This window comes from Streptomyces sp. NBC_01446 (assembly GCF_026340095.1).
GTDB lineage: Bacteria > Actinomycetota > Actinomycetes > Streptomycetales > Streptomycetaceae > Streptomyces > Streptomyces aureus.
On record NZ_JAPEPO010000001.1, the window covers coordinates 3,574,905 to 3,600,011 of the forward strand.

At 70.6% G+C, this 25,107-nt stretch carries 21 protein-coding genes; 9 read left to right on the forward strand and 12 right to left on the reverse strand.

Annotated elements, in window-relative coordinates:
- Nucleotides 1-109 precede the first annotated feature (109 nt).
- From OG456_RS15925 to OG456_RS15935, 3 genes are all read left to right on the forward strand, one after another.
- Nucleotides 110-985, forward strand: a complete 876-nt coding sequence (locus tag OG456_RS15925; RefSeq protein ID WP_266561463.1) for a DUF3558 domain-containing protein — start codon at nt 110-112, stop codon at nt 983-985.
- A gap of 130 nt (nt 986-1,115) precedes the next feature.
- Entirely contained in the window at nt 1,116-1,991 is an 876-nt protein-coding gene (locus OG456_RS15930; RefSeq protein WP_266561465.1) for a DUF3558 domain-containing protein, read from the forward strand.
- Between the two features lie 199 nt (nt 1,992-2,190).
- Nucleotides 2,191-3,447: a DUF2637 domain-containing protein gene (locus OG456_RS15935; protein WP_266561467.1), complete on the forward strand. Its 1,257-nt coding sequence runs from the start codon at nt 2,191-2,193 to the stop codon at nt 3,445-3,447.
- A 56-nt stretch (nt 3,448-3,503) separates the two neighbouring features.
- On the opposite strand, the gene lysS is transcribed toward OG456_RS15935, so the two are convergent.
- Nucleotides 3,504-5,306 (reverse strand): lysine--tRNA ligase, encoded by a 1,803-nt coding sequence (lysS, locus tag OG456_RS15940; RefSeq protein WP_266561469.1) that lies wholly within the window; start codon nt 5,304-5,306, stop codon nt 3,504-3,506.
- 111 nt (nt 5,307-5,417) lie between these two features.
- On the opposite strand from lysS, the gene OG456_RS15945 reads away from it, so the two are divergent.
- A complete protein-coding gene (locus tag OG456_RS15945) occupies nt 5,418-7,727 on the forward strand; it encodes a PA14 domain-containing protein (RefSeq protein ID WP_266561471.1) in 2,310 nt (769 codons plus the stop codon).
- A gap of 123 nt (nt 7,728-7,850) precedes the next feature.
- On the forward strand, nt 7,851-9,623 hold the full coding sequence (argS, locus tag OG456_RS15950) for an arginine--tRNA ligase (protein ID WP_266561473.1): 1,773 nt from the start codon (nt 7,851-7,853) through the stop codon (nt 9,621-9,623).
- A gap of 89 nt (nt 9,624-9,712) precedes the next feature.
- On the opposite strand, the gene OG456_RS15955 is transcribed toward argS, so the two are convergent.
- The gene (locus OG456_RS15955; protein WP_266561475.1) at nt 9,713-10,978 is read right to left on the reverse strand and encodes a helix-turn-helix transcriptional regulator; all 1,266 of its coding nucleotides are present in this window, start codon (nt 10,976-10,978) and stop codon (nt 9,713-9,715) included.
- Nucleotides 10,979-11,157: 179 nt separating this feature from the next.
- On the opposite strand from OG456_RS15955, the gene OG456_RS15960 reads away from it, so the two are divergent.
- A complete protein-coding gene (locus tag OG456_RS15960) occupies nt 11,158-11,901 on the forward strand; it encodes a DUF4232 domain-containing protein (RefSeq protein WP_266569271.1) in 744 nt (247 codons plus the stop codon).
- Between the two features lie 82 nt (nt 11,902-11,983).
- Here OG456_RS15960 and hemB read toward each other — a convergent pair whose 3' ends face one another.
- The 6 genes from hemB to OG456_RS15990 all read right to left on the reverse strand — a co-directional run bounded on the left by hemB (nt 11,984) and on the right by OG456_RS15990 (nt 18,432).
- Nucleotides 11,984-12,973 (reverse strand): porphobilinogen synthase, encoded by a 990-nt coding sequence (hemB, locus tag OG456_RS15965; RefSeq protein ID WP_266561477.1) that lies wholly within the window; start codon nt 12,971-12,973, stop codon nt 11,984-11,986.
- Nucleotides 12,974-13,043: 70 nt separating this feature from the next.
- Entirely contained in the window at nt 13,044-14,729 is a 1,686-nt protein-coding gene (locus OG456_RS15970) for a uroporphyrinogen-III synthase (protein ID WP_266561479.1), read from the reverse strand.
- Nucleotides 14,726-15,685, reverse strand: coding sequence for a hydroxymethylbilane synthase (gene hemC, locus OG456_RS15975; protein ID WP_266561481.1), 960 nt, complete (start codon nt 15,683-15,685; stop codon nt 14,726-14,728). The genes OG456_RS15970 and hemC overlap by 4 nt, the downstream gene beginning before the upstream one ends.
- A complete protein-coding gene (locus OG456_RS15980; protein ID WP_266561483.1) occupies nt 15,682-17,049 on the reverse strand; it encodes a glutamyl-tRNA reductase in 1,368 nt (455 codons plus the stop codon). Before OG456_RS15980 ends, hemC begins: the two co-directional genes overlap by 4 nt.
- Nucleotides 17,046-17,816, reverse strand: a complete 771-nt coding sequence (locus tag OG456_RS15985) for a redox-sensing transcriptional repressor Rex (protein WP_266561485.1) — start codon at nt 17,814-17,816, stop codon at nt 17,046-17,048. The genes OG456_RS15980 and OG456_RS15985 overlap by 4 nt, the downstream gene beginning before the upstream one ends.
- Before the next feature lie 328 nt (nt 17,817-18,144).
- Nucleotides 18,145-18,432, reverse strand: coding sequence for a glutaredoxin family protein (locus tag OG456_RS15990; RefSeq protein WP_266561487.1), 288 nt, complete (start codon nt 18,430-18,432; stop codon nt 18,145-18,147).
- 127 nt (nt 18,433-18,559) lie between these two features.
- On the opposite strand from OG456_RS15990, the gene OG456_RS15995 reads away from it, so the two are divergent.
- The 3 genes from OG456_RS15995 (at nt 18,560) to OG456_RS16005 (ending at nt 22,085) form a co-directional block, all read left to right on the forward strand.
- Entirely contained in the window at nt 18,560-19,504 is a 945-nt protein-coding gene (locus OG456_RS15995) for an HAD family phosphatase (RefSeq protein ID WP_266561488.1), read from the forward strand.
- A 326-nt stretch (nt 19,505-19,830) separates the two neighbouring features.
- A complete protein-coding gene (locus OG456_RS16000) occupies nt 19,831-20,622 on the forward strand; it encodes an ECF subfamily RNA polymerase sigma factor, BldN family (protein WP_100599392.1) in 792 nt (263 codons plus the stop codon).
- Nucleotides 20,623-20,879: 257 nt separating this feature from the next.
- Nucleotides 20,880-22,085, forward strand: coding sequence for a DUF5667 domain-containing protein (locus OG456_RS16005; RefSeq protein WP_266561492.1), 1,206 nt, complete (start codon nt 20,880-20,882; stop codon nt 22,083-22,085).
- 119 nt (nt 22,086-22,204) lie between these two features.
- Here OG456_RS16005 and OG456_RS16010 read toward each other — a convergent pair whose 3' ends face one another.
- The 4 genes from OG456_RS16010 to OG456_RS16025 form a co-directional block, all read right to left on the reverse strand.
- Nucleotides 22,205-23,257: a lysophospholipid acyltransferase family protein gene (locus OG456_RS16010; RefSeq protein WP_266561494.1), complete on the reverse strand. Its 1,053-nt coding sequence runs from the start codon at nt 23,255-23,257 to the stop codon at nt 22,205-22,207.
- A gap of 14 nt (nt 23,258-23,271) precedes the next feature.
- The gene (locus OG456_RS16015; RefSeq protein ID WP_266561495.1) at nt 23,272-24,327 is read right to left on the reverse strand and encodes an NAD-dependent epimerase/dehydratase family protein; all 1,056 of its coding nucleotides are present in this window, start codon (nt 24,325-24,327) and stop codon (nt 23,272-23,274) included.
- Between the two features lie 277 nt (nt 24,328-24,604).
- Nucleotides 24,605-24,703 carry an AURKAIP1/COX24 domain-containing protein gene (locus OG456_RS16020; RefSeq protein WP_003948845.1) on the reverse strand — a complete coding sequence of 33 codons (99 nt, stop codon included), beginning with the start codon at nt 24,701-24,703 and terminating at the stop codon, nt 24,605-24,607.
- A gap of 120 nt (nt 24,704-24,823) precedes the next feature.
- Nucleotides 24,824-25,036, reverse strand: a complete 213-nt coding sequence (locus OG456_RS16025) for a helix-turn-helix domain-containing protein (RefSeq protein ID WP_159032723.1) — start codon at nt 25,034-25,036, stop codon at nt 24,824-24,826.
- Nucleotides 25,037-25,107: the final 71 nt, after the last annotated feature.

The window sequence follows — 25,107 nt, forward strand, 5'->3', positions numbered from 1 at the left end:
GCGTTCACAGCAGTGCGTGCGATACACATTGTGTCCATCGGCCGTCCTGCGACGGCAACCGAATAAGCACGTCCGACGACGTGTCACCTTGTCGAGAGGGGCCATCACCGTGCAGCGGAAGGCGTACGTACCCGGCGTCGCCGCGCTCCTCGCAGCGCTGCTCACCGGCTGCACCGGAGGTTCCGGGGCCACCGGTGACGCGACCGACTCCAAGCCCGGCGACGTCGGCACCAGCGCCGTGGCCGCCCGGCCCGGCAAGTACCGCACCCTGCCCGAGCCGTGCCGACAGCTCGACAAGGGCACCCTCGACAAGATGCTGCCCGGCATCAAGGAGCTCCCCGAGGGCGAGCAGCGCGACAAGGCGTACGAGGGCGCGGCCACGGTCACCTACGACACGGACCGGCGCGTGGGCTGCCGCTGGAAGGACGACGGGGGGGACGCGACGCATCGCCTGCTGGTCGACTTCGAGCGGGTCGTGTCCTACGACAACACGGTGAGCGACGACACGGAGGCCGGCCAGGTCTTCGCGTCGAAGCGGACCGAAGCGCATCTGCCGGAGCCGGTCCCGACGGACACGACGTCGCCGACCCCTTCCCACTCCCCCTCGGCCGGCACCGACGAGAACGCCGGGGACGACACGGAGAAGGCAGGGAAGAAGTCGGGCAGGACGGACGACGAGGCCTCGGACGAGGTGTCGGACGACACCTCGTCGAGCCCGTCGGACGACTCCGCTCCGGACGCCGAACTGCAGCCCCGCGCTCTCGAAGGGCTGGCCGACGAGGCGTTCCTCGACGACCAGCTGACGGCGCGCGCGTCGGCGGGCGGCCACCGCACGGTGACTGTGGTGTTCCGCACGTCCAACGTCATCGTGACCGTCGAGTACGAGCAGCAGCCGGGCCCCGCCGCGAAGGTGCCGGACAGCAAGGAAATGCAGGACAGGGCGCGGGAACTGGCCCGGAAGCTGGCCGGGACACTGGGCGGGTAACCGGCGGTAGCGCGGGTGCGCGGGTCCGCGGAAGCTGAGCCGCGCCGCCCGGCTTGGGCGTACGGTGGCCCATCGGACCCGGGCCGCACCTCTCGGGTACGTACCAGGCAAACCCGGAGAATAAGGAACCATGCACCGACCGACCAAGCGACTCACCCGCGTATTTGTCTGCGCAGCCGCCGTGCCGGTGATCCTCGTGGCATCCGGCTGCTCCTCCGGCTCGGACTCCGGCGACGGGGCCGACAAGGGCTCTTCGAAGGCGTCGGCCTCCGCGAGTGACGCGGCCGCCAAGGTGAAGGCGGCCGCGTACGACTCGCTGCCGCAGCCGTGCGCCGCGATCTCGAAGAAGACGATCGACGCTCTCGTCCCGGAGGCGAAGTCGGGCAAGGCGGGCTCCTCCGACGACGAGTCGGTGCGGGGCACGTGCTCCTGGTCGAGCCTCGACAACAAGGGCGTGAAGGGGTCGCAGTTCCGCTGGCTGAACGCGTCGCTGATGCGTTTCGACTCGGACGCCGCTCGCGGCAGCGGCAACAAGCTGGCGCACGAGTACTTCACCAAGCAGGTGACCGACGCGCAGTCCGTGGACGGCGCGAAGTCCCCGAAGTCGGAGCCGGTCAGCGGCACGGGCGACGAGGCGACCGCGGTGACGTACGAGCTGAAGAAGAAGGAAGGCACCTTCAAGCAGCAGACGGTCGTCACGCGCGTCGAGAACGTCGTCGTCACGATCGACTACAACGGCGCGGGCCTCGCGGGCGAGACGACGCCGGGCGCCGACGAGCTGGTGAAGGACGCCGAGAAGGCGGCGAAGGACGCCGTCGCGGCGGTCGTCGCGGCGAACGGGGCGGGTGGCTCGGACACCGCCGGTTCCGCGTCGGCGAAGCCGTCGGACAAGGCCTCCTCGAAGCCGTCGGGCACGACGTCCGGCAAGTCTTCCGCGAAGCCGTCCGAGAAGTCGTCCTCGAAGACCTCGGCCACGCCGTCGGACAAGGCGTCCTCGAAGTCGTGACCCCGTAGGCGACCGGCCGCCAAGTGGCCCTCCGTGGCCCCCGGTCGGCACCGAGCAGGCCTCAACTCACTTGCCGGTCACGCCTTTTGCGGAGCCCGGTCCCTTATGGGGCCGGGCTCCCGCCGTACCGGGCCACGGACCCCCGCGCCGATGTGCGAGGCTGTTGCGCGCAACAAGGCGTACAGGGAGGGGAGCACGTGTGGCCGCGCCACAGCTGACACGGACGCACCGCATACTCATCGGCGTGGTCGTCGCCGGTGCGGTGGTCATCGCCGGCATCGGTTTCGCGGGTTCGTACGCGGCCGTTCGCTCACTCGCGCTCCAGAAGGGGTTCGGGAACTTCAGCTATGTGTTCCCGATCGGCATCGACGCGGGTATCTGCGTCCTGCTCGCCCTGGACCTGCTGCTGACCTGGATCCGCATACCGTTCCCGCTGCTGCGCCAGACGGCGTGGCTGCTGACCGCGGCGACGATCGCGTTCAACGGCGCGGCCGCCTGGCCGGACCCGCTCGGCGTCGGCATGCACGCCGTCATCCCGATCCTGTTCGTCGTCTCGGTCGAGGCGGCGCGGCACGCGGTGGGCCGGATCGCGGACATCACGGCCGACAAGCACATGGAGGGCGTGCGCCTCACGCGCTGGCTGCTCTCCCCGCTGCCCACGTTCCTGCTGTGGCGCCGCATGAAGCTGTGGGAGCTGCGTTCCTACGAGGCGGTCATCAAGCTGGAGCAGGAGCGCATGGTCTACCAGGCGCGGCTGCACTCCCGCTTCGGGCGCGGCTGGCGCCGCAAGGCCCCGGTCGAGTCCCTGATGCCACTGCGCCTGGCGCGTTACGGCGTCCCGCTCTCGGAGACCGCCCCCTCGGGCCTGGCCGCCGCAGGCATCGAGCCCGCGCTGCTGCCCCCGGCCCCGGCACCGGCCGCTCCCGTGCCCGTCCCCGAGCTGGCGCGTCCCGCTCCGGCCGCCACCGGTCCGCAGCCGGTCCCCGCCGAGCCCGGCACTCCGGCCGAGGCTGCGGCTGCCGCTGCCGCCGGTGAGGAGTCGAGCCCGTGGTTCGCGACCCCGCCGCAGGCGATGTCGTACGACGGCGGCTACGACCCCACGTACGACCCCGAGCAGCAGTACGAGCAGTGGTACGAGGAGCAGCCTCCGGCGGAGGCCTTCATCCCTGCGCAGTCGGTCCAGGAGCCGGAGTTTCCCGTTCCGTCCGGGCCCAACCGCACGCGCCAGCTCGGTGAGGGCATCACGGAGACCGGCGACGCGGCGCCGAGCGACGAGGACCTCTACCAGGTGTTCCGGAAGTCGATAGACGGCGAAGGCGGCCCCACGCCCGGCACGTTCCACGCGAACGTCGAGGCGACGTACGGGCTGAATCTTGAGCCGCGTGAACTGCAGCGCTACATGGAGGCGTTCATGCAGCGCCTGAACAGCGAGTTCATCGAGGACCACATCGCCTGACCCGCCGTACACGCGAAAGGGCCGCACCGGAGCATCCGGTGCGGCCCTTTCCGCACTTACGCGCCGAGCAGCTTGCGTACCCGGTCCGCGCCCACGGCGAGCAGCAGCGTGGGCAGCCGCGGCCCGGTGTCACGGCCGACGAGCAGGTCGTACAGGAGCGCGAAGAACGACCGCTGGGCCGACTTGATCTCCGGCGGCAGCTCCTTCGGCGTCGCGTCCGGCGAGAAGCCCGCCTGGACCTTCGGCACGCCGTAGACGAGGTGCGTCAGGCCGTCGAGGGACCAGTGCGAGTCCAGACCGTCGAGGAGGAGCCGCAGCGACTCGCGGGCCTCGTCGTCGAGCGCGGCCAGCGCCTGCGTGTCCGGCTCGGCACGCACCAGGGTGCGCGACTCGGCGGGCACGTACTTGCTGATCCACGCCTCGGCCCGGTCGAGCCTCGGCCGTACCTCGTCGAGCGCGGTGACCGGGTTCTCCGGGTCGAGCTCGCTGAGGATGCGCAGGGTCTGGTCCTCGGCGCCGGCGGTGATGTCGGCGACGGAGGCCAGGGTGCGGTACGACAACGGCCGCGGGGTGCGCGGCAGTTCACCGGCCGCGGTGCCCACCGCGCGCGTGTACGCGGCGGCGTCCGCCGGCAGGACCGAGCCGTCGGCGACCTTGGACGCGAGCTTGTCCCACTCGTCGTAGAGCCGCTGGATCTCCTGGTCGAAGGCGATCTTGAAGGACTGGTTGGGCCGGCGGCGGGCGTACAGCCAGCGAAGGAGCTGCGGCTCCATGATCTGGAGCGCGTCGGCCGGGGTCGGGACCCCGCCCTTGCTGGAGGACATCTTCGCCATGCCGCTGATGCCGACGAACGCGTACATCGGGCCGATCGGCTGCTTGCCGCCGAAGATCCCGACGATCTGCCCGCCGACCTGGAACGACGAGCCCGGGGACGAGTGGTCGACACCGGACGGCTCGAAGATCACGCCCTCGAACGCCCAGCGCATCGGCCAGTCGACCTTCCAGACCAGCTTGCCGCGGTTGAACTCCGTCAGCCGGACCGTCTCGCTGTGGCCGTCGAGCGTGCAGGTGTAGGACAGCTCCGTCGTCTCGTCGTCGTACGACGTGACGGTGGTGAGGTCCTTGCCGCACTCGCCGCAGAACGGCTTGTACGGGTAGTAGCCGCCCGCGCCGCCGCTGCCGTCGTCCTCGTTCGCCGCGCCGGAGCCCTCGGCGGCCTCCAGCTCGGCCTCGTCGACCGGCTTCTGCTGCTTCTGCTGCTTCTGCTGGGGGGTCTTCTTCGTGCGGTACTGGCCGAGGATCGCGTCGATGTCGCCGCGGTGCTTCATCGCGTGCAGGATCTGCTCGCGGTAGACGCCCGACGTGTACTGCTCGGTCTGGCTGATGCCGTCGAACTCGACGCCCAGCTCGCCGAGCGCCCCGGTCATCGCGGCCTTGAAGTGCTCCGCCCAGTTCGGGAACGCCGATCCGGCGGGCGCCGGGACCGAGGTGAGCGGCTTGCCGATGTGCTCGGCCCAGGACTCGTCGACGCCGGGGACACCGGCCGGGACCTTGCGGTACCGGTCGTAGTCGTCCCAGGAGATCAGGTGCCGGACCTCGTACCCGCGGCGGCGGACCTCGTCGGCGACCAGGTGCGGGGTCATGACCTCGCGGAGGTTGCCCAGGTGGATCGGGCCGGAGGGGGAGAGGCCGGAGGCCACGACGACCGGTTTGCCCGGGGCGCGGCGCTCGGACTCGGCGATGACATCGTCCGCGTAACGGGAGACCCAGTCCTGGGTCTCCGCGCCTGTGCTCTGGGCCACGATTCGGTCGTCCTTCTCTGCGAGTCGGGTGGAGCGGGTGAGCTCTGCTGGGGCCATTCTCCCAGTTACCGGGCGCTTGGGGGAAACGCGTTCCGCGGTGGCGGGGGCTGCGCCACATCGGAGAGGCCCGCCGTACAACCCCACGGGCCCCACGCGTGTCCTCACTTCGTGATCACAGACAGATTCCGCGCCGGGCTGCGCGTGGGGGCCGCCGGGCTCGCCATGGCCCTGCCCTCGGCCTGCCTCGTCCTGGCAGCGCCCTCCGCCGCGGCCGCCGTGACCTGCGGCGACACCACGTTCAAGCGGACGTTCTACACCAATACGTCGTTCTCGGGTACGCCGAAGAAGACGGACTGCGACACCACCATCGACCAGAACTGGACGGGCGCTCCGCTCTCCGGGATGGCCACGAACAACTTCTCCGTGCGCTGGTCGCTCACCCGGGACTTCGGTTCGGGCGGCTGCTTCACCTACCGCCTCTCCGGCACGGACGGCCTGCGCCTGTACGTGGACGGCGTCCGCAAGGTGAACGAGTGGACGAACACCGGTGACTCCGGCAACAGCGTTCCGGGCACCTTCTGCATCGGCTCGGGCAGCCACACCGTCCGCGTCGACCACGCGAACTGGACGGGCCTGTCCCGGGTGAAGTTCACCTGGCCCGCCTCCTCCGACAGCAAGGCGCCGCTGGCCCCGACAGGCATCACCACCTCGTACGACGCGGCGACCGGCAAGGCGACCGCGAGCTGGAAGAAGAACCGCGAGCTGGACATCGACCACTACCGGGTCCTGGTGGAGACCTCCGCGTCCGGGGTGGCGCGTTGGAACACCACCGGCACCAGCACCTCGTACGCGCTGCCGAAGGACGGCCGGAAGTACCGGTTCTGCATCCAGGCCGTCGACAAGTGGACGAACTACGGCGCCACCGCGTGCGGCCCGTACGTCACCACGCCGGACAAGACGGCCCCGGCCGTCCCGGCCGTGCGTACCTCGGACGTCACGGTGTCGAACGACGTGGGCACGCCGCGCGTCAACGTCTGGCTGGGCCAGGTGCAGCCGTCCGACGGCCCCGTGTTCACGCTGTGGCGGGCCACGGCCGAGGCGGGCCCGTACACCAAGGTCTCGACGCTCGACCTGCGCGAGACCCCGGACGAGCAGTACCTGTACGACGAGACGCCCGCCGAGAAGCAGACGTACTACTACGCGGCGTCGGCCACCGATGGCGTCGGCAACACCTCGGCGCGCACCACGCCCGTCGCGGTGACCACGCCGGACACCTCGGCGCCGGGTGCGGTGACGGGCCTCGCGGCCAAGACGGACGCCGACAAGGTCGCGCTGACGTGGGCCGCGCCGACCGACGACGCGGTGCGCTGGCAGGTGTACGGGGCCGACGGCACCGCGACACCTGCCCTGCTCGGCACCGCCACGGCCGCCGCGTACTCCGACCCCACGGCGAAGCCGGGCGTCACCCGTACGTACACCGTGTACGCGGTCGACGCGGCCGGGCACCGCTCGTCCGGGGTGAAGATCTCCGCGCGGCGCCAGGTGGCGCCGGCCGTGCCCGTGTATCTGAGCCCGGCCGCGGACGGCCGTCCCGAGCTGCGCTTCAGGGTGGCGGCGGACAACGACCACAGCGGCGGCTTCCGGGTCTACTCCGGCACCACCGCGTCCACGGCCCGCACGAACCCGCGCGCCTGCGAGCCGAAGGAACTCCTCGCCACCGACACGTACATCGAGTACGGCTGCGTCCTCACCGACTTCGGCGACTCGACGGACCACTACGTCACCGTCATCGCCGTGGCCGGCAACGGCGTGACCTCGACCGACCTCAAGACGATCCGCTACGACGACACCAAGGCGCCGCCCGCCACGGCCGGCCTCACCGCGACCCCCGAACCGTGGGGAACGGCCCTGCGCTGGGACGCCTCCACCGCCGCCGACGTGCACGCGTACTGGCTGCGGGCCGGCCGGCCGGAGACGGTCGACGGGGTGCGGACCTGCGCGGGCGGCACCACGGAGGTCCTCGACGGGGACGCCACGTCCTTCCAGGACACGGCGGGCCTGCCGGACGGCGAGGACCGCTGCTGGGAGGTGCGTGCGGCGGACGGCTCGAACAACTACTCCGAGCCGGTCACCGTCTACGCCACCGAGCAGGACACCCGCCCCACGGAGGCGACCCCTCCGGGCTCCCCCATCACGGGTCTGGAAGCCGTGGAGAACGCCGGTGACGTGGCCCTGAACTGGGACACCCTCGACGGCGCCACCAGCTACCGGGTCTACCGCTGGGACCGCGCCACGGGCACGTACGAGCGGATCGCCGACGGCGCGCTGGAGAACCCGAACACGGCGCAGTTCCGTCACTACCGCGACGAGAACGCCCCCGCCGGGACCGCCGCCTACTACCGGGTGACGGCGGTGTACGCGGACGGCACCGAGTCGGCTCCGGCGCTCGCGGCCGTGACGCTGGCGCCCGCGTCCTGACGCGACGGCCACCGGGGAGCGGGCGGGCGGGAATCCATGCGACCGCCCGCCCGCCCCCATGGGAGACTGAAGACGTTTTCTGCATCTCTTCTGTACTCCTACGAGCGGAACGGCAACCACTCCATGGCCTCGGTCACGTCCCTCACGTCCTCCGTCCACCAGCGTCTTGCCGACGCCCTCAGCGCCGCCCTCCCCGAGGCCGGTGCGGGCGTGGACCCGCTGCTGCGACGTAGCGACCGGGCCGACTACCAGGCCAACGGGATTCTGGCGCTCGCCAAAAAGGCGAAGGCGAACCCGCGGGAGCTGGCCACGCAGGTCGTCGAGCGGATCACGACCGGCGATCTGCTCGCCGACGTCGAGGTCTCGGGCCCCGGCTTCCTGAACATCACGGTCACCGACAAGGCGATCACCGAGACGCTGGCGGCCCGCGCCGCCGACGGCGCCCGCCTCGGCGTCCCGCTGAAGGACAACGCGGGCATCACGGTCATCGACTACGCCCAGCCGAACGTGGCCAAGGAGATGCACGTCGGCCACCTGCGGTCCGCCGTGATCGGCGCCGCGATGGTCGAGATCCTGGAGTTCACCGGCGAGAAGGTCGTCCGGCGCCACCACATCGGCGACTGGGGCACCCAGTTCGGCATGCTCATCCAGTACCTCCTGGAGCACCCGCACGAGCTGGACCACGAGGGCGGCAAGGAGGACGGCGAGGCGGCGATGTCGTCGCTGAACCGGCTCTACAAGGCCTCGCGCGCGCTCTTCGACTCCGACGAGGAGTTCAAGGCCCGCTCGCGGGACCGCGTGGTGGCCCTCCAGGCCGGGGACGCGGAGACCATCGCCTTGTGGCAGCGGTTCGTCGACGAGTCGAAGATCTACTTCTACTCGGTCTTCAACAAGCTCGACATGCAGATCGACGACCCGGACGTGGTCGGCGAGTCCGGCTACAACGACATGCTCGAGGAGACCTGCCGGATCCTGGAGGAGTCGGGCGTCGCCGTCCGCTCCGAGGGCGCGCTGTGCGTCTTCTTCGACGACGTGCTGGGCCCCGACGGCAACAAGGTCCCCCTGATCGTCAAGAAGTCGAACGGCGGCTACGGCTACGCCGCGACCGACCTCTCCGCGATCCGGGACCGCGTCCAGAACCTCAAGGCGTCGACGCTCCTCTATGTGGTGGACGCCCGGCAGGCGCTCCACTTCAAGATGGTCTTCGAGACGGCCCGCCGCGCCGGCTGGCTCAACGAGGACGTGAAGGCGCACCAGCTGGCCTTCGGCACGGTCCTCGGCAAGGACGGCAAGCCGTTCAAGACCCGTGAGGGCGAGACGGTGCGCCTGGTGGACCTCCTCGACGAGGCGATCGACCGCGCCACGTCCGTCGTGCGCGAGAAGGCCGAGAAGGTGGGCCTGACCGAGGAGGAGATCGTCGAGAACGGCATGTACGTCGGCATCGGCGCGGTGAAGTACGCCGACCTGTCGACCTCCGCCGTGCGGGACTACAAGTTCGACCTGGACCAGATGGTGTCGCTGAACGGCGACACGAGCGTGTACCTCCAGTACGCGTACGCCCGTATCCGCTCGATCTTCGGCAAGGCGGGCGACCGCAGGCCTCTCGCGCACCCGGAGCTGGAGCTGGCGCCGGCGGAGCGGGCGCTCGGCCTGCACCTGGACCAGTTCGGCGAGACGCTGGCCGAGGTCGCGTCGTCGTACGAGCCGCACAAGCTGGCCGCGTACCTGTACCAGCTGGCCTCGCTGTACACGACGTTCTACGACCAGTGCCCGGTCGTGAAGCCGGCGCCCGCGCCGGAGGTCGCCGAGAACCGGCTGTTCCTGTGCGACCTGACGGCCCGCACGCTGCACCAGGGCATGGCGCTCCTGGGCATCAGGACGCCCGAGCGCCTCTGACCCGGCCGCGGTCTTCCGATACCCGGCAGCCCGATACGCCGACTGTGCCCCGCCGGAGTCGGCGGGGCACAGTCGTTCGGGCCCGGCCGCTATGCGCTGGGGCGCTCGCCCCAGCTGCCCGACCCGATCGGGTAGTCGTAGCCGGGACGGCCGACATCGGCGCTGGTGCGAAACGCCCGCCCCTGGTCGTCGACCTTCAGGACACCGTGGCGACTGCCGCTCGACCACTTCAGCTCCAGGACCCAACTGACGTCGTGGGCCTTGGTGTTCGCCTTGATGTAGAAGACCTGGGGGTCGCTCTCACTGACCTTGTACGGGAAGTCGCGCTGCCCGTTCTTCGGCGCCGAGACCGGGCGGGGCGCGTCGAGATCCACTCCGAACGACTTCGTTTCCACGTTGCCCCCGCAGCCCACGCCCATCGAGTAGTCGTTCCACGCGAGCGGCGCACCGGACTTCATGACGCGGACGTCCATGTCCTCCAGGACCACGGTGTCGCGGCCCGTCCCCTGAACGGTGAGCTTGATCAGCTGCTCCCCCGACGCGACCGCTCCGATCGCGCCGACCCAGTTCGGGGCGTCCTGTTCGAGGGGCGGCGGGGGCACCTGGGCCGGCGGCCGGTCGATCAGGAAGTGCTGGCTGCAGGGGCTCTCGTAGATGTACGGGGTGGTGGCGACAGTCAGCGGGGTGCCGGTGGCCGCACCTGCCGCCGGGGCGGACGGGGTGCCCGGCGCGTCACCGGCCGCGTTGTCGCTGCGGGACGGGCTCGCGGAGGGCTTGCGCTGGTGGCCCGGTGACGGGGACGCCGTGCCCGACGGGTCCGCGGAGCGCGCTCCCGGCGTGACGGACGAGGTGGCCCCGGCGTGGTCCTTCCGGTCGCTGCCGCCGTCACCACCATCGTCTCCGGCGAGGTGCACGGCGAACGCGCCGGCTCCCCCGGCCACGACGACGGCGAGGGCGGCGGCGAGCACGACCGCGCGCCGTGAGCGGCGCTTCTCGGGGGCGGGTACGGGCTCCGCATCGGGCACGGGCGCCACTGGTTCCGCCGCTACGGCCGCCGACTCCGCCACGGCCGCCGGTTCCTTCGACGCCGCCACCGGCTTCGTCCCCCGCGCCGCGTCCGCGAGGACCCACAGCCGGTGCAGCTCGACGAGCTCCTCGGAACCGGCCTTGCACAGCCGCGCCAGCCGCTCGACCGGCGCGTAGTCGACCGGCACCGCGTCCCCGTTGCAGTACCGGTGCAGTGTCGACGTGCTCATGTGCAGCCGCTTCGCGAGTACGCCGTAACTCAGACCCGAGCGCTCCTTCAGCCCTCGCAGCAGCGTCGCGAACTCGGCCGTCCCGTCAGCCTCAGCCACCGTTCCCCAACCCCCTCATCCCATTCCGGCGTTCCAGGGCATGGTCGTTTCCCCAGGTCAGAGCCGGTACGAACGTTCCAGCGTCCCAAGTGGTCCTGCGGTGCTGGCGATGGGGACGGATCACCGCACAAGCTCTGGTCATCCAAGCACGCCGCTTCCGAAGGGGATCACCAGTGTCCATCGCCGCACCCACCCGCTCCCGTGTCCGCCTCCTCACGGCCGCCGCCACGGTCGCCCTGGCCGCGCTCTCCCTGACCGCCTGCAACAACGGCGACGGGGTCCGCGACGAGGGCGCGTCGCAGCAGCCGTCGAAGTCGGCGCCGGCCGACGGCGACAGCGGCAAGGACACGAGCGCCGGATCCACGACGGGCGACAAGACCGGCAGCGGAACGGGCACCAGCACAGGCAGCGGAAACGACACCGGCGCCGGCGCCACCACCAAGCCGAAGCCCCAGCCCGCCTCCACGGGCAAGAACAACCCCACCGCCGCCACCTCCCGCGTCACCTGCAACGGCTCCACGCTCAAGGTCACCGCCCAGTCCGTCTCGCGCCCCGTCAACCACATGCTCCTGACGGTGACCAACACCGGCTCGAAGCGATGCGACCTGTACGGCTACCCGGCCGTCCGCTTCGGCGAGGCACAGTCGGTCCCGCCGGTGATCGACGACTCGCAGCCGCAGGCGGTGGTCTCCCTGCCGCCGGGCCAGTCCGCCTACGCGGGCGTCGCACTCTCCGGCGGCGACGACGGCGGCGGCTCCAACGGGCGTACGGAGAAGACGCTCGAGGTGTTCTTCAAGGGCCGCAACACGAACGACGGCGGCCCCGGCGCCAAGGCCGCGCTGCCCGCGAAGGGCGTCTACATCGACGACTCGCTCAAGGTCACGTACTGGCAGCAGTCGATGAGCGACGCGCTGACCTGGTGACCCGGTGACCTGCCGAACGTGAAAAAGCTGCCCCGCCGGTCATGGACCGGCGGGGCAGCGGGAGTTCAGGGGTCGGGCGCGGTCACAGGCCGCGTGCGACCTCCGTCGCCCAGTACGTGAGGATCATGTTGGCACCGGCCCGCTTGATGCCGAGGAGCGTCTCCAGGATGGCCCGGTCGCGCTCGATCCAGCCGCGCTGCGCGGCAGCCTCGACCATCGCGTACTCGCCGCTGATCTGGTACGCGGCGACCGGCACGTCCACCGCCTCGGCGACCTTGGCGAGGATGTCGAGGTAGGGACCGGCCGGCTTGACCATCACCATGTCGGCGCCCTCTTCGAGGTCGAGCGCCAGCTCCCGCAGGGACTCCCGGACATTGGCCGGGTCCTGCTGGTACGTCTTGCGGTCGCCGGTCAGCGAGGAGCCGACGGCCTCACGGAACGGCCCGTAGAACGCCGACGAGTACTTCGCGGTGTAGGCGAGGATCGAGACGTCCTCCTTGCCGATGGTGTCGAGCGCGTCGCGGATCACCCCGACCTGCCCGTCCATCATGCCGCTGGGGCCCACGACATGGGCGCCCGCGTCGGCCTGGACCTGCGCCATCTCGGCGTACCGCTCCAGCGTCGCGTCGTTGTCGACGCGCCCCTCGGCGTCCAGGACGCCGCAGTGCCCGTGGTCCGTGAACTCGTCGAGGCACAGGTCGGACATGACGATGAGGTCGTCGCCGACCTCGGCGCGCACATCGCGCAGCGCCACCTGGAGGATGCCGTCGGGGTCCGTACCGGCCGTCCCGAGGGCGTCCTTCTTCGCGTCGTCCGGCACGCCGAAGAGCATGATGCCGGAGACCCCGGCCTCCAGCGCCTCGACGGCCGCCTTCTTCAACGTGTCCCGGGTGTGCTGCACGACACCGGGCATGGACCCGATCTCGACCGGCTCGCCGATGCCCTCCCGCACGAACGCGGGAAGGATCAGGTCGGCCGGGTGCAGCCGCGTCTCGGCGACCATGCGCCGCATGGCGGGGGTGGTGCGCAGCCGCCGCGGCCGCGCACCCGGGAAGGATCCGTACTCAGTCACACCAACACTCCGTGTCTCACTGTCCCGTTGCCCCCGCTGTCCCCCGTTGTTCCCTGCGTCGGCAGCCGCCTTACGGCGCCGCCCGACGCCTCCGCGCACCGGGCCGCCGCTCGCTCGGCCGGGACACAGGATCCCCCGCCTCGAGCGCGGCGGTACGCCGCCTGGCACCGAAGTCGGCCAGCGCCTGCGCCAGCCGGTGCACGGACGGCTCCGGAGACATGACGTCCACGCGCAGCCCGTGCTCCTCGGCGGTCTTGGCCGTCGCGGGGCCGATGCACGCGATCACGGTCACGTTGTGCGGCTTGCCGGCGATACCGACCAGGTTCCGCACGGTCGACGACGACGTGAACAGCACGGCGTCGAACCCGCCGCCCTTGATCGCCTCGCGCGTCTCCGCCGGCGGCGGCGACGCCCGCACCGTCCGGTAGGCGGTCACGTCGTCGACCTCCCACCCGAGTTCGATGAGCCCGGCGACGAGCGTCTCGGTGGCGATGTCGGCGCGCGGCAGGAAGACGCGGTCGATCGGGTCGAAGACCGGGTCGTACGGCGGCCAGTCCTCGAGGAGACCGGCGGCGGACTGCTCACCGCTCGGCACGAGGTCGGGCTTCACACCGAACGCGATGAGCGCGTTGGCGGTCTGCTCGCCCACCGCGGCGACCTTGATCCCGGCGAAGGCACGGGCGTCGAGCCCGTACTCCTCGAACTTCTCGCGCACGGCCTTGACCGCGTTCACCGAGGTGAAGGCGATCCACTCGTAGCGTCCGGTGACGAGGCCCTTGACCGCGCGCTCCATCTGCTGGGGCGTGCGCGGCGGTTCGACCGCGATCGTCGGCACCTCGTGCGGCACGGCGCCGTACGACGTGAGCTGGTCGGAGAGCGACGCCGACTGCTCCTTCGTGCGCGGCACGAGCACCTTCCAGCCGAACAGCGGCTTGGACTCGAACCACGAGAGCTGGTCGCGCTGGGCAGCCGCGGAGCGCTCGCCGACCACGGCTATGACGGGGCGTCCGCCCTCCGGGGAGGGCAGCACCTTCGCCTGCTTGAAGGTCTGGGCGATCGTGCCGAGCGTCGCGGACCAGGTCCGCTGGCGCGTCGTCGTACCGGCGACCGTGACGGTCAGCGGGGTGTCCGGCTTGCGGCCCGCCGCGACCAGCTCGCCGGCGGCCGCGGCCACCGCGTCGAGCGTCGTCGAGACGACGACCGTGCCGTCGGACGCGCCGACCTCGGTCCAGCAGCGCTCGGAGGCGGTACGGGCGTCGACGAACCGCACGTCCGCTCCCTGCGCGTCCCGCAGCGGGACACCGGCGTACGCGGGCACACCGACAGCCGCCGCGATGCCGGGCACGACCTCGAAGGAGACCCCGCCGGCCGCGCAGGCCAGCATCTCCCCGGCCGCGTCGGTGTCGAGTCCGGGGTCGCCGCTGACGGCACGTACGACCCGCTTGCCGCCCCGCGCGGCCTCCATGACAAGATTGGCGCAGTCCCTCAACGCGGGGACCACGACGGCAGTTGACGCATTGTCAGCAGCCGTCTGCCCCGGTGTGCCCGGGCTCTCCGCGCCGAGGACGGTCACGCCCGCCTTCGCGTGTGTGCGTACGACGTCGAGCACTTCGGGCTCGGCGATCAGCACATCCGCTCGGGCGAGCGCCTCCACGGCGCGCAGTGTCAGTAGTCCTGGATCTCCGGGACCGGCACCGAGGAAGGTGACGTGCCCGGTTGCCCAGGTGGCCGAAGGGTCAGAGGTGGTGGGGCTCAAAGTGCTCGCTCCCCCATCAGACCGGCCGCGCCCTTGGCGAGCATCTCGGTAGCGAGTTCGCGACCGAGCGCCAGCGCCTGGTCTTCCGTCTCGGGCACGGGACCGGTGGTGGACAGCTGCACCAGCTCGGAGCCGTCGGTCGTACCGACGACGCCACGCAGGCGCATTTCGTTGGCAATCTGCCCGTCGGCCAGCAGGTCGGCCAGTGCACCCACAGGTGCACTGCAGCCGGCCTCCAGGGCGGCGAGCAGGGATCGCTCGGCGGTCACGGCGACTCGGGTGAACGAGTCGTCGAGCTCTCCGAGCACGGCGGCGAGGTCCGCGTTGGACGCGGAGCACTCGACCGCCAGAGCCCCCTGGCCGGGGGCGGGCAGAACAGTGTCGACCGCGAGGAAGTCCGTCACTTCCCCGATGCGGCCGATCCGGTTCAGTCCGGCGGCGGCGAGCACGACGGCGTCGAGCTCCCCGTTGTGCACGTAACCGAGGCGGGTGTCGATGTTCCCGCGTATCGGCACGGTCTCTATGTGCATGCCGTGGCTGCGCGCGTACGCGTTCAGCTGCGACATGCGGCGCGGCGAACCGGTACCGACACGCGCTCCCTTCGGGAGCTGCGCGAAGGTCAGTCCGTCGCGGGCGACGAGTACGTCGCGCGGGTCCTCGCGCAGCGGCACGGCCGCCAGCGTGAGGTCCGGGTGGGGCGTGGTCGGCAGATCCTTGAGGGAGTGCACGGCGAAGTCGACGTCGCCGCGCAGCAGCGCCTCGCGCAGCGCCACGACGAACACGCCGGTACCGCCGATCTGCGCCAGCTGCTCGCGGGACGTGTCACCGTACGTGGTGATCTCGACCAGCTCGACGGGCCGTCCCGTCACCTGCCGTACGGCCTCAGCCACGCGCCCCGACTGGGCCATGGCGAGCTTGCTGCGCCTGGTCCCGAGCCTGAGTGCCCTGTCCGTCATGATGCCCGGCCTCGATTCTTGGCTACCGGCTCGTTCAGCTCGTTCAGATCGGCCCGTGAGACGGCGGCCACCGCCTCCGGGTCAAGGTCGAAAAGGGTCCGCAGCGCGTCCGCGTACCCGGCACCGCCGGGCTCGGCGGCCAGCTGCTTGACCCGTACGGTCGGCGCGTGCAGGAGCTTGTCCACGACGCGCCGCACGGTCTGGGTGATCTCCGCGCGCTGCTTCTCGTCGAGCTCCGGCAGGCGCCCGTCGAGGCGCGCGATCTCGCCGGTGACCACGTCGGCGGCCATCGTGCGCAGGGCGACGACGGTCGGCGTGATGGTCGCGGCGCGCTGGGCGGCGCCGAACGCGGCGACCTCGTCGGAGACGATGCCCCGCACCTGGTCCACGTCGGCGGCCATCGGCGCGTCGGCCGAGGCCTCCGCGAGCGACTCGATGTCGACGAAGCGCACGCCGCCGATGCGGTGCGCGGCGCCGTCGATGTCGCGCGGCATCGCGAGGTCGAGGAGCGAGAGCCCGCCCGTACGCCCCTCGGTGGCGCGCAGGATCTGGGCCTCGGTCAGGACGAGGCCGGTCGCTCCGGTGCAGGAGACGACGACATCGGCACGTGTCAGTTCGTCGCCGACGGCGTCCATGGGAACCGCTCGCGCGGCCACCCCGGTACCGCCGGGCTCGCTCAGGATCTGTGCGAGACGCTCGGCGCGCTCCAGCGTGCGGTTGGCGACGACGACCTCGGCGACCCCGGCGCGCGCGAGCGTCGCCGCGGCCAGCGACGACATCGAGCCCGCGCCGATCACCAGGGCGCGCTTGTCCTTGGCCCATACGTCGACGGCGCGCCCGGCGGCCAGCTGCTCCAGGCCGAACGTGACCAGGGACTGGCCGGCTCGGTCGATCCCGGTCTCCGAGTGGGCCCGCTTGCCGACCCGCAGGGCCTGCTGGAACAGGTCGTTGAGGAGGCGGCCCGCGGTGTGCAGCTCCTGGGAGCGCGCGAGGCCGTCCTTGATCTGGCCGAGGATCTGACCCTCGCCCACGACCATCGAGTCGAGCCCGCACGCCACCGAGAAGAGGTGGTGGACGGCCCGGTCCTCGTAGTGCACATAAAGATAAGGAGTGAGCTCCTCGAGACCGACGCCGCTGTGCTGGGCGAGCAGCGTCGAGAGCTCGGCGACGCCCGCGTGGAACTTGTCCACGTCGGCGTACAGCTCGATGCGGTTGCACGTCGAGAGCACCGAGGCCTCGGCGGCGGGCTCCGCGGCGAGCGTGTCCTGGAGCAGCTTCGCCTGGGCGTCCACGGAGAGCGCGGCGCGCTCCAGGACGCTCACGGGGGCGCTGCGGTGGCTCAGGCCTACGACGAGGAGACTCATGCCTGCATCACGGCGGGGACGTCCCCGTCGGGTCCCTTGCGGGCCGGCTTCGCCGCGGCGGCCGGGGTCTCGGTGCCGGCTTCATCCGCCGTGTCGTCCTGGCCCTCGCCGGCCTTGCGCTGCTCGTGGAAGGCGAGGATCTGGAGCTCGATGGAGAGGTCGACCTTGCGCACGTCGACGCCGTCCGGCACGGACAGGACGGTCGGCGCGAAGTTGAGGATCGAGGTGACACCGGCGGCGACGAGCCGGTCGCAGACCTGCTGGGCCGCGCCCGCGGGCGTCGCGATGACGCCGATGGACACGCCGTTGTCGTCGATGATCTTCTCGAGGTCGTCGGCGTGCTGCACGGCCATGCCCGCGACGGACTTGCCGGTCATCGCCGGGTCGGCGTCGATCAGGGCGGCGACGCGGAAGCCACGGGAGGCGAACCCGCCGTAATTGGCCAGAGCGGCGCCGAGGTTACCGATACCGACCATCACGATCGGCCAGTCCTGGGTGAGGCCGAGTTCGCGGGAGATCTGGTAGACGAGGTACTCGACGTCGTAGCCCACACCGCGGGTGCCGTACGAGCCGAGGTACGAGAAGTCCTTGCGCAGCTTCGCGGAGTTGACCCCCGCGGCGGCCGCGAGCTCCTCGGACGAGACCGTGGGAACCGAGCGCTCCGACAGGCCGGTGAGGGCCCGGAGGTACAGCGGAAGGCGGGCGACGGTGGCCTCGGGAATTCCTCGGCTGCGGGTCGCCGGTCGGTGAGTTCGGCCAGTTGCCACGGTGCTCCTGCGGGTAGAGCGGGGCTGCGGGCGGTCGTACGTCCCAGGACCGCCCCGTCGAATGCAGGCTATGTCTTTGTGAACGCGTGCACAAAGATGGTGTCCGATTTGCCCGGGCAACGTGACCGGGGTCACGCGCCCCTGGCGCGCGCATATGGAACCGGCGCGCAAGCCGCTTCGTTGCCTGTTTGAAGGGGGCAAAACCGCACACTCTCCTCTACGATCCGCGCCCCCGAGACCAAACCGCCCCCGATCCTAAGCGACTTTCCGGACCACTTGGACTGCTCGGTCAGTGACGGGCGCTACTCCCCCGCGGACCACCGGCGGATCAGCCCGCCAGCGCACGCCGAAGTCGATCTTCGTTCACCTTCCAGAAGTCATGCTGTGCTCCGTCCACGAGCACCACGGGAATCTGCTCCCAGTACAAGCGGTAGAGCTCCTCGTCCTGAGTGATGTCCTTCTTCTCCCAGGACGCACCGAACTCGCCGCACACCTTCTCGATCACCTCCTGCGCGTCGTCGCACAGATGGCAGCCGGGCTTCCCGACCAGGGTGACCAGACGCTCCTCGGGGCTCTTCTTCTCGCTCCGGCGAAAAATGGGGCTCATACCGGCCATTCTCGCTCTCCCGACGCCTCTCGGCGCACCTCTCCCGCCAGTTGTTTAACGGCTCGGTCGCGGAGAGTTCACAGCGCCGAATCCTCACGACTCCGGAACCACCGAACGAACTGGCTATGCTCACGACATGGCCGCTCTCGGATGGCTCACACCCCGTAGGCGCTCCGCCACCGCGCGGAGCGTATTGGCTGGCGAGGCCTCGGCCGAGGCCGCCCGCAAGTCGTCGCAGGAGCTGGAACAGCTCGGCGAGGCGACACAGCCCGACGAAGGCACCCCGGAAACGGAGTTCCCTGTCGTCGGCGACGACAGGGCCGCCGCCTTCTTCGACCTCGACAACACCGTCATGCAGGGCGCCGCGATCTTCCACTTCGGGCGCGGCCTCTACAAGCGGAAGTTCTTCCAGCGCCGCGAGCTGGTCAAGTTCGGCTGGCAGCAGGCCTGGTTCAGAATCGCCGGGGTCGAGGACCCCGAGCACATGCAGGACGCCCGCGACAGCGCGCTGTCCATCGTCAAGGGCCACCGCGTCGCCGAGTTGATGTCCATCGGCGAGGAGATCTACGACGAGTACATGGCCGAGCGCATCTGGCCCGGCACCCGCGCCCTCGCCCAGGCGCACCTGGACGCCGGCCAGAAGGTGTGGCTCGTCACCGCGGCCCCCGTGGAGACCGCGACGATCATCGCCCGCCGCCTCGGCCTGACCGGCGCCCTCGGCACGGTCGCCGAGTCCGTCGGCGGCGTCTACACGGGCAAACTCGTCGGCGAACCCCTGCACGGCCCCGCGAAGGCCGAGGCCGTCCGCGCCCTCGCCGCCGCCGAGGGCCTCGACCTCAACCGCTGCGCCGCGTACAGCGACTCGCACAACGACATCCCGATGCTGTCGCTCGTAGGACATCCGTACGCGATCAATCCGGACACCAAACTGCGCAAGCACGCACGCGAACGTGACTGGCGACTGCGCGACTACCGCACGGGCCGTAAGGCCGCGAAGGTCGGCATCCCGGCCGCGGCGGGAGTCGGCGCACTGGCCGGCGGCACGGCCGCGGCGGTCGCCCTGCACCGGCGTCGCCGCTGACCCGCGGCGCTCCCGGGCGGGAGCGCCAATCGCATCCCCTTACCCCCGCACGGCTCCCGCCAGTCCCGTTGGTTCAACTCGGCCACAACACGCCCCGCGCTCAGACGGAACATGACCTAATCCGATCAACAAGCGGTCACTCTCCGGTACTTGAATCGACTCCGTTCAGTTACGGAAGCGACGTAATCGGTGATTTGAGCAACTGGGTGTAGCGCTCCCTGCACGAAGCGTTATTCTCCTCAGACGCAAACCGGTACCCACACGTCAACACGACGAGTGAACGGTCCCGCACTGCACGTGATGGAAGCTCTGCCTCTGGGAGTCCCGTGTACCCACACGTCGGGGTTGACGCCTCGGGCCTGGCTACGCTGCGCGCAACGGTCTCCGACCGCTTGCGCGGCTTCGTCCCCACCGCGTACGCCGTCCCCGCCCTCGCCGTCGCGGCACCCGCCGCGAACGGCCCTACCGGTCCTTGCTATGCCCTGGCTGACGGGAGCACCACGGTCGGAAGACGAGCCCGCTCCGGTTCGGCCGGTACGTCCACCGCACGCCGCCCCGCCGCGGACAGCGACAGCGCCCGCATGATGGATCTCGTCGAGCGCGCCCAGGCGGGCGAGGCCGACGCGTTCGGCCGTCTCTACGACCAGTACAGCGACACCGTCTACCGCTACATCTACTACCGCGTCGGCGGGAAGGCGACGGCCGAGGATCTCACCAGCGAGACCTTCCTGCGGGCCCTGCGCCGCATCGGCACGTTCACCTGGCAGGGGCGCGACTTCGGCGCCTGGCTGGTCACGATCGCGCGGAACCTGGTCGCCGACCACTTCAAGTCGAGCCGTTTCCGCCTCGAAGTGACCACAGGTGAAATGCTCGACGCGAATGAGGTCGAGCGCAGCCCCGAGGACTCCGTCCTGGAGTCCCTGTCGAACGCCGCCCTGCTCGACGCGGTGCACCGGCTCAACCCCCAGCAGCAGGAGTGCGTGACCCTGCGCTTCCTGCAGGGCCTCTCGGTCGCCGAGACCGCCAAGGTCATGGGCAAGAACGAGGGCGCGATCAAGACGCTCCAGTACCGCGCCGTACGCACCCTGGCGCGCCTGCTCCCGGACGACGCCCGTTAGCGACCGGTGGGGCCCACCCCACCAGACGCGTCGCTCTGTAGCCGTCAACTCACCTTCTGTGAGGGGCAGATGGGATCGCGGTCCGATCATCCGCCGTCCGTAACCCAAGTGCCGCGTCGCTCGTTATGCGGGATGCAGGCTCCCTGTGGTCACTCCCCGACTGCTTCCACTCACTCGATCGTGTGGAAGCGCTCAGGGTGTGCAACCCTCAGGACCCCCTGGGGAGTCGACCGTCATGACGAGAGGAGGTGCCGCCAGTGATCGCGAACGTATCGGCACACCGGCGGGCGAACGCCTTCGCCCAGGCCCTGGAGGAGCAGTCCGACCGGGAAGCTGCGGCCGTACAGCAAGAAGAGCCCCCCGCCGAACAAGGCGAGCAGGGCAAGCTGTTGGCTCTGGCGACCGGACTGGACGAGCTGCCCAAGCCTGAGCTTGACCCCGAGGTCAAGGTGGTTCAACGAGCCCAGCTCGTGGCCGCCATGGAGGCCATGCTGCTCGAAGGCACAGCTGCGGGGGGTGCGGGCCCAGGCCCTTCCGTGCCCGAGCAGCGCGCGCGCAAGGGCGCTCACCGGGCGAGCCCACTGCGGAAGTTGCGACCCCGCTCACGCCTGTCCAAGGGCATCGCGGCCGGCGGCCTCACCGTCGGTGTCGCCGCGGGAGCCTTCGGCGGCGTCGCCGCTGCCAGCTCCGACGCCCTCCCCGGTGACCACCTCTACGGACTGAAACGCGGGATGGAGGACCTGAAACTCGGCATGGCCGACGGCGACTCCGACCGCGGCCGGATCTATCTCGACCAGGCCTCCACCCGCCTGAGCGAAGCGCGCCGGCTCATGGAGCGCGGCCGCAGCGGACAGCTCGACCACGAATCCCTCGGCGAAGTCAGGCGCACGCTCTCCGGCGTCCAGTACGACGCCTCCGAGGGCCACCGCCTCCTCCTCGAGGCCTACCGCAGGGACGGCTCGCTCGGCCCCATCCAGGCCCTGTCGTCGTTCACCCGGTCCCACCGCGAGAACTGGGACGCGCTGCGCCACCGCCTGCCCGTACAACTCGGCGACGTGGGCGCACAGGTCAGCTCGGTCTTCGACGCCATAGACCAAGAGGTCGACCCGCTGCGGTCCCTGCTCCCGCAGGCCCCCGAAAAGGACGGCCGCACCGGCGGACAGCCCAGCGTCCACGACAGGACGCCCGGCTCCTCCGGCGACGACCGCTCCACCCCGACGGCCGGCGGAAGCTCGCACGGCCACCAGGACAGCTCGGGCAAACCCCGCCCGTCCTCCTCCGGAACCCACGACGACGGCCTCCTCGGCGACACCACCGGCGGCCTCCTTGACCCGCCCAAGGACGACACCAGTCCCACCCCGTCCGAAGGCAGACACACCACCCCGAAGCCCGACGTCACCCTCCCGCCCCTCCTCCCAGGCCTGCTGCCCGGCCTGGGAATCGACAGCGAGGACGCGGACTAGTCACTCCGTCACGTGTTACGTGAAAGGGGGCGGCCACCGAAATCCGGTGACTGCCCCCTTTCACGTATGTCCCCATGCCGTATGTCCCTACGGGAACTTCCCCCGGGCCGCGGCCGGCTTCAGAAGAACACAGACCTCCGCTGCACCAGCAGCTTGTACAGCGTGTGCTGGATCTGCTCCCTCACCTGATCCGTCAGGTTGAACATCAACATCGGATCCTCGGCCGCCTCCGGCGGGAAGCCGTCCGTCGGGATCGGCTCGCCGAACTGGATCGTCCACTTCGTCGGCAACGGCACCGCACCCAACGGGCCGAGCCACGGGAACGTCGGCGTGATCGGGAAGTACGGGAAGCCAAGGAGCCGCGCCAGGGTCTTCGCGTTGCCGATCATCGGGTAGATCTCCTCCGCCCCGACGATCGAGCACGGCACGATCGGTGTGCCTGCCTTCAGCGCCGTCGAGACGAAGCCGCCACGTCCGAACCGCTGGAGCTTGTACCGCTCGCTGAACGGCTTGCCGATGCCCTTGAACCCCTCCGGCATCACGCCGACCAACTCGCCCCGCTCCAGAAGCCGCTGCGCATCCTCCGCACAGGCCAGCGTGTGGCCGGCCTTGCGCGCCAGCTCGTTGACCACCGGCAGCATGAACACGAGGTCCGCGGCCAGGAGCCGCAGATGCCGGTTCTGCGGATGGTTGTCGTGCACGGCGACCTGCATCATCACGCCGTCCAGCGGCAGCGTCCCCGAGTGATTGGCGACGATCAGCGCACCGCCGTCCGCCGGGATGTTCTCGACGCCCTTCACCTCGACCCGGAAGTACTTCTCGTACAGGGGCCGCACCAGGGACATCAGCACCTGGTCGGTGAGTTCCTTGTCGTAGCCGAACTCGTCGACGTCGTAATCGCCCGTCAGACGCCGCCGCAGGAACGCGAGGCCGCCCGCGACGCGCCGGTCCAGGCCGCCACCGGCCTGCGTCCGCTCCCGCGGATCCGGCTCCCGCGCGGCGGTGGGCGGTGACGGCTCGCGGTCCTGCTGCTCGGGCAGCGGAGCGACCTCACGTACGGCCGCGGACTCGCCCTTGCGCCGGCCGCTCGCGCCACGGCGGCGCGGAACCACCTTGCCGGCGCCGGTCCGCGACCGGTCGTCGTCGAACGGAATGACCTTGGCATCCGCCATCGTTGATGCGCTCCTCAGCTGGCGCTCTGGGGGTGGCCGCCGCCCAGGAAGGGCAGCGAGGCGATCCGGTCGACGGCCCCCGCGAGGGCCTCCGGCGGCAGTAGTCCGGGGCCGCGGCCACGGGCGAACTCCGCGAAGGTCTCCGCCGTCGTGTACTCAGGCCGATAGCCCAGTGTCTCGTGCATCTGGGCCGTCGACACGACCCGCCCATGCGTGAGCAGCCTGATCTGCTCGGGCGAGAAGTCCGTCGCGCCCAGCGTACGCAGGGCCGATCCCACCCAGGTCACGGCCGGCAGGAACACCGGCACCGTCGGCCGCCCGAGCCGGCGCGAGCACTGCGACAGGAGCAGCACGCCGTCACCGGCGATGTTGAACGTGCCGCTGTTGAGCGTCCCCCGCGCCGGCTCGTGCGACGCGATCCGCAGCACCTCGATGACATCGTCCTCGTGCACGAACTGCAGCCGCGGGTCATAGCCGAGGACGGTCGGCAGGACCGGCAGCGAGAAGTACTCGGCGAGCGGCGAATCCGCGGCGGGACCCAGGATGTTCGCGAACCGCAGCACGCACACCGCGACGTCGGGCCTGCGCCGGGCGAACCCGCGCACGTACCCCTCGACCTCGACGGTGTCCTTGGCGAAGCCGCCGCTGGGCAGCGACTTGGGCGGCGTCGTCTCGGTGAACACGGCCGGGTCGCGCGGCGCGGACCCGTACACGTTCGTACTGGACTTCACCACGAGCCGCTTGACCGCCGGCGACTTCTGGCACGCCCCGAGCAGCTGCATCGTGCCGATGACGTTGGTCTCCTTGACGGAGCCCCGGCCGCCGCTGGCCAGCGGGGTGCCCGTGACGTCCAGGTGGACGACCGTGTCGACGGAGTGCTCCGCGAGCACCCGGGCGATCGCCGGCTGCCGTATGTCCGCCTGGAGGAAGTCGGCGCCCCCCAGGTGATGCGCGGGCGCCACCGCGTCCACAGCGATCACCCGGTCCACCTCGGGATCACGCTGGATGCGTCGTACGAAACGGCCCCCGAGCTGCCGGGCCACCCCGGTCACGAGCACGACCTTGCCCAAGATCAGCGCCTACCTTCCGTCGCAGCCTTGCCGCGCCCCAGTTCCGCACCGCCTGGCTCTCGCCGCCACGTTAGCGGGTCGATGTTGCGCTGTGATGACCGCGCGATGCAGGAAGTGACGACAGCCACAGACGTACGTACAGACCGAGGTCGCCGGGACGTGGCCCTACGTTCCCACACAACACCGCGAAACCGGCCTCATAAGGCCCGTGGAACGACTGTGGCCCCTCCACCGGACGGTGGAGGGGCCACAGAGCGCGCTTGTTGCAGCGGTCGCCTTACTTCTTGTTGCGACGCTGCACGCGGGTGCGCTTCAGCAGCTTGCGGTGCTTCTTCTTGGCCATCCGCTTACGCCGCTTCTTGATAACAGAGCCCACGACTACCCTCGCTCACTTCTCTTCACTCGGTGCGGGGCGTCTGGGCCCACACGACCTACGTCGGCCTAGCCTACCCGGCCCAGCGCTGAGCCTGTAATCGAGGGATCCCGGAGGATGCCGTCAGGCTGTCTCCACCCCCACGTAGGACTCGCGGAGGTACTCGTGAACCGCTTGTTCCGGGACTCGGAAAGACCTTCCGACCCGGATCGCGGGCAGATGACCACTGTGCACCAGCCGGTACACGGTCATCTTCGAGACTCGCATCACCGAGGCGACTTCCGCCACGGTCAGGAACTGCACCTCGTTCAGAGGCCTACTCTCACCAGCAGCCATGACACACCTGAACCTTCCGCACTCGACGGCCACCGGCTTCCCCTTCCGGTGACTCAACGTCGTTGCGTGCT

What these genes read in the sequence shown, in the direction of transcription:
- OG456_RS15995 (WP_266561488.1), top strand. Translation starts at nt 18,560, where the DNA reads ATGGCCGCTCTCGGATGGCTCACACCCCGTAGGCGCTCCGCCACCGCG.
- OG456_RS15930 (WP_266561465.1), top strand. Translation starts at nt 1,116, where the DNA reads ATGCACCGACCGACCAAGCGACTCACCCGCGTATTTGTCTGCGCAGCC.
- OG456_RS15980 (WP_266561483.1), bottom strand. Translation starts at nt 17,049, where the DNA reads ATGAGTCTCCTCGTCGTAGGCCTGAGCCACCGCAGCGCCCCCGTGAGC.
- hemC (WP_266561481.1), bottom strand. Translation starts at nt 15,685, where the DNA reads ATGACGGACAGGGCACTCAGGCTCGGGACCAGGCGCAGCAAGCTCGCC.
- argS (WP_266561473.1), top strand. Translation starts at nt 7,851, where the DNA reads ATGGCCTCGGTCACGTCCCTCACGTCCTCCGTCCACCAGCGTCTTGCC.
- OG456_RS16025 (WP_159032723.1), bottom strand. Translation starts at nt 25,036, where the DNA reads ATGGCTGCTGGTGAGAGTAGGCCTCTGAACGAGGTGCAGTTCCTGACC.
- lysS (WP_266561469.1), bottom strand. Translation starts at nt 5,306, where the DNA reads ATGGCCCCAGCAGAGCTCACCCGCTCCACCCGACTCGCAGAGAAGGAC.
- OG456_RS16010 (WP_266561494.1), bottom strand. Translation starts at nt 23,257, where the DNA reads ATGGCGGATGCCAAGGTCATTCCGTTCGACGACGACCGGTCGCGGACC.
- OG456_RS15990 (WP_266561487.1), bottom strand. Translation starts at nt 18,432, where the DNA reads ATGGCCGGTATGAGCCCCATTTTTCGCCGGAGCGAGAAGAAGAGCCCC.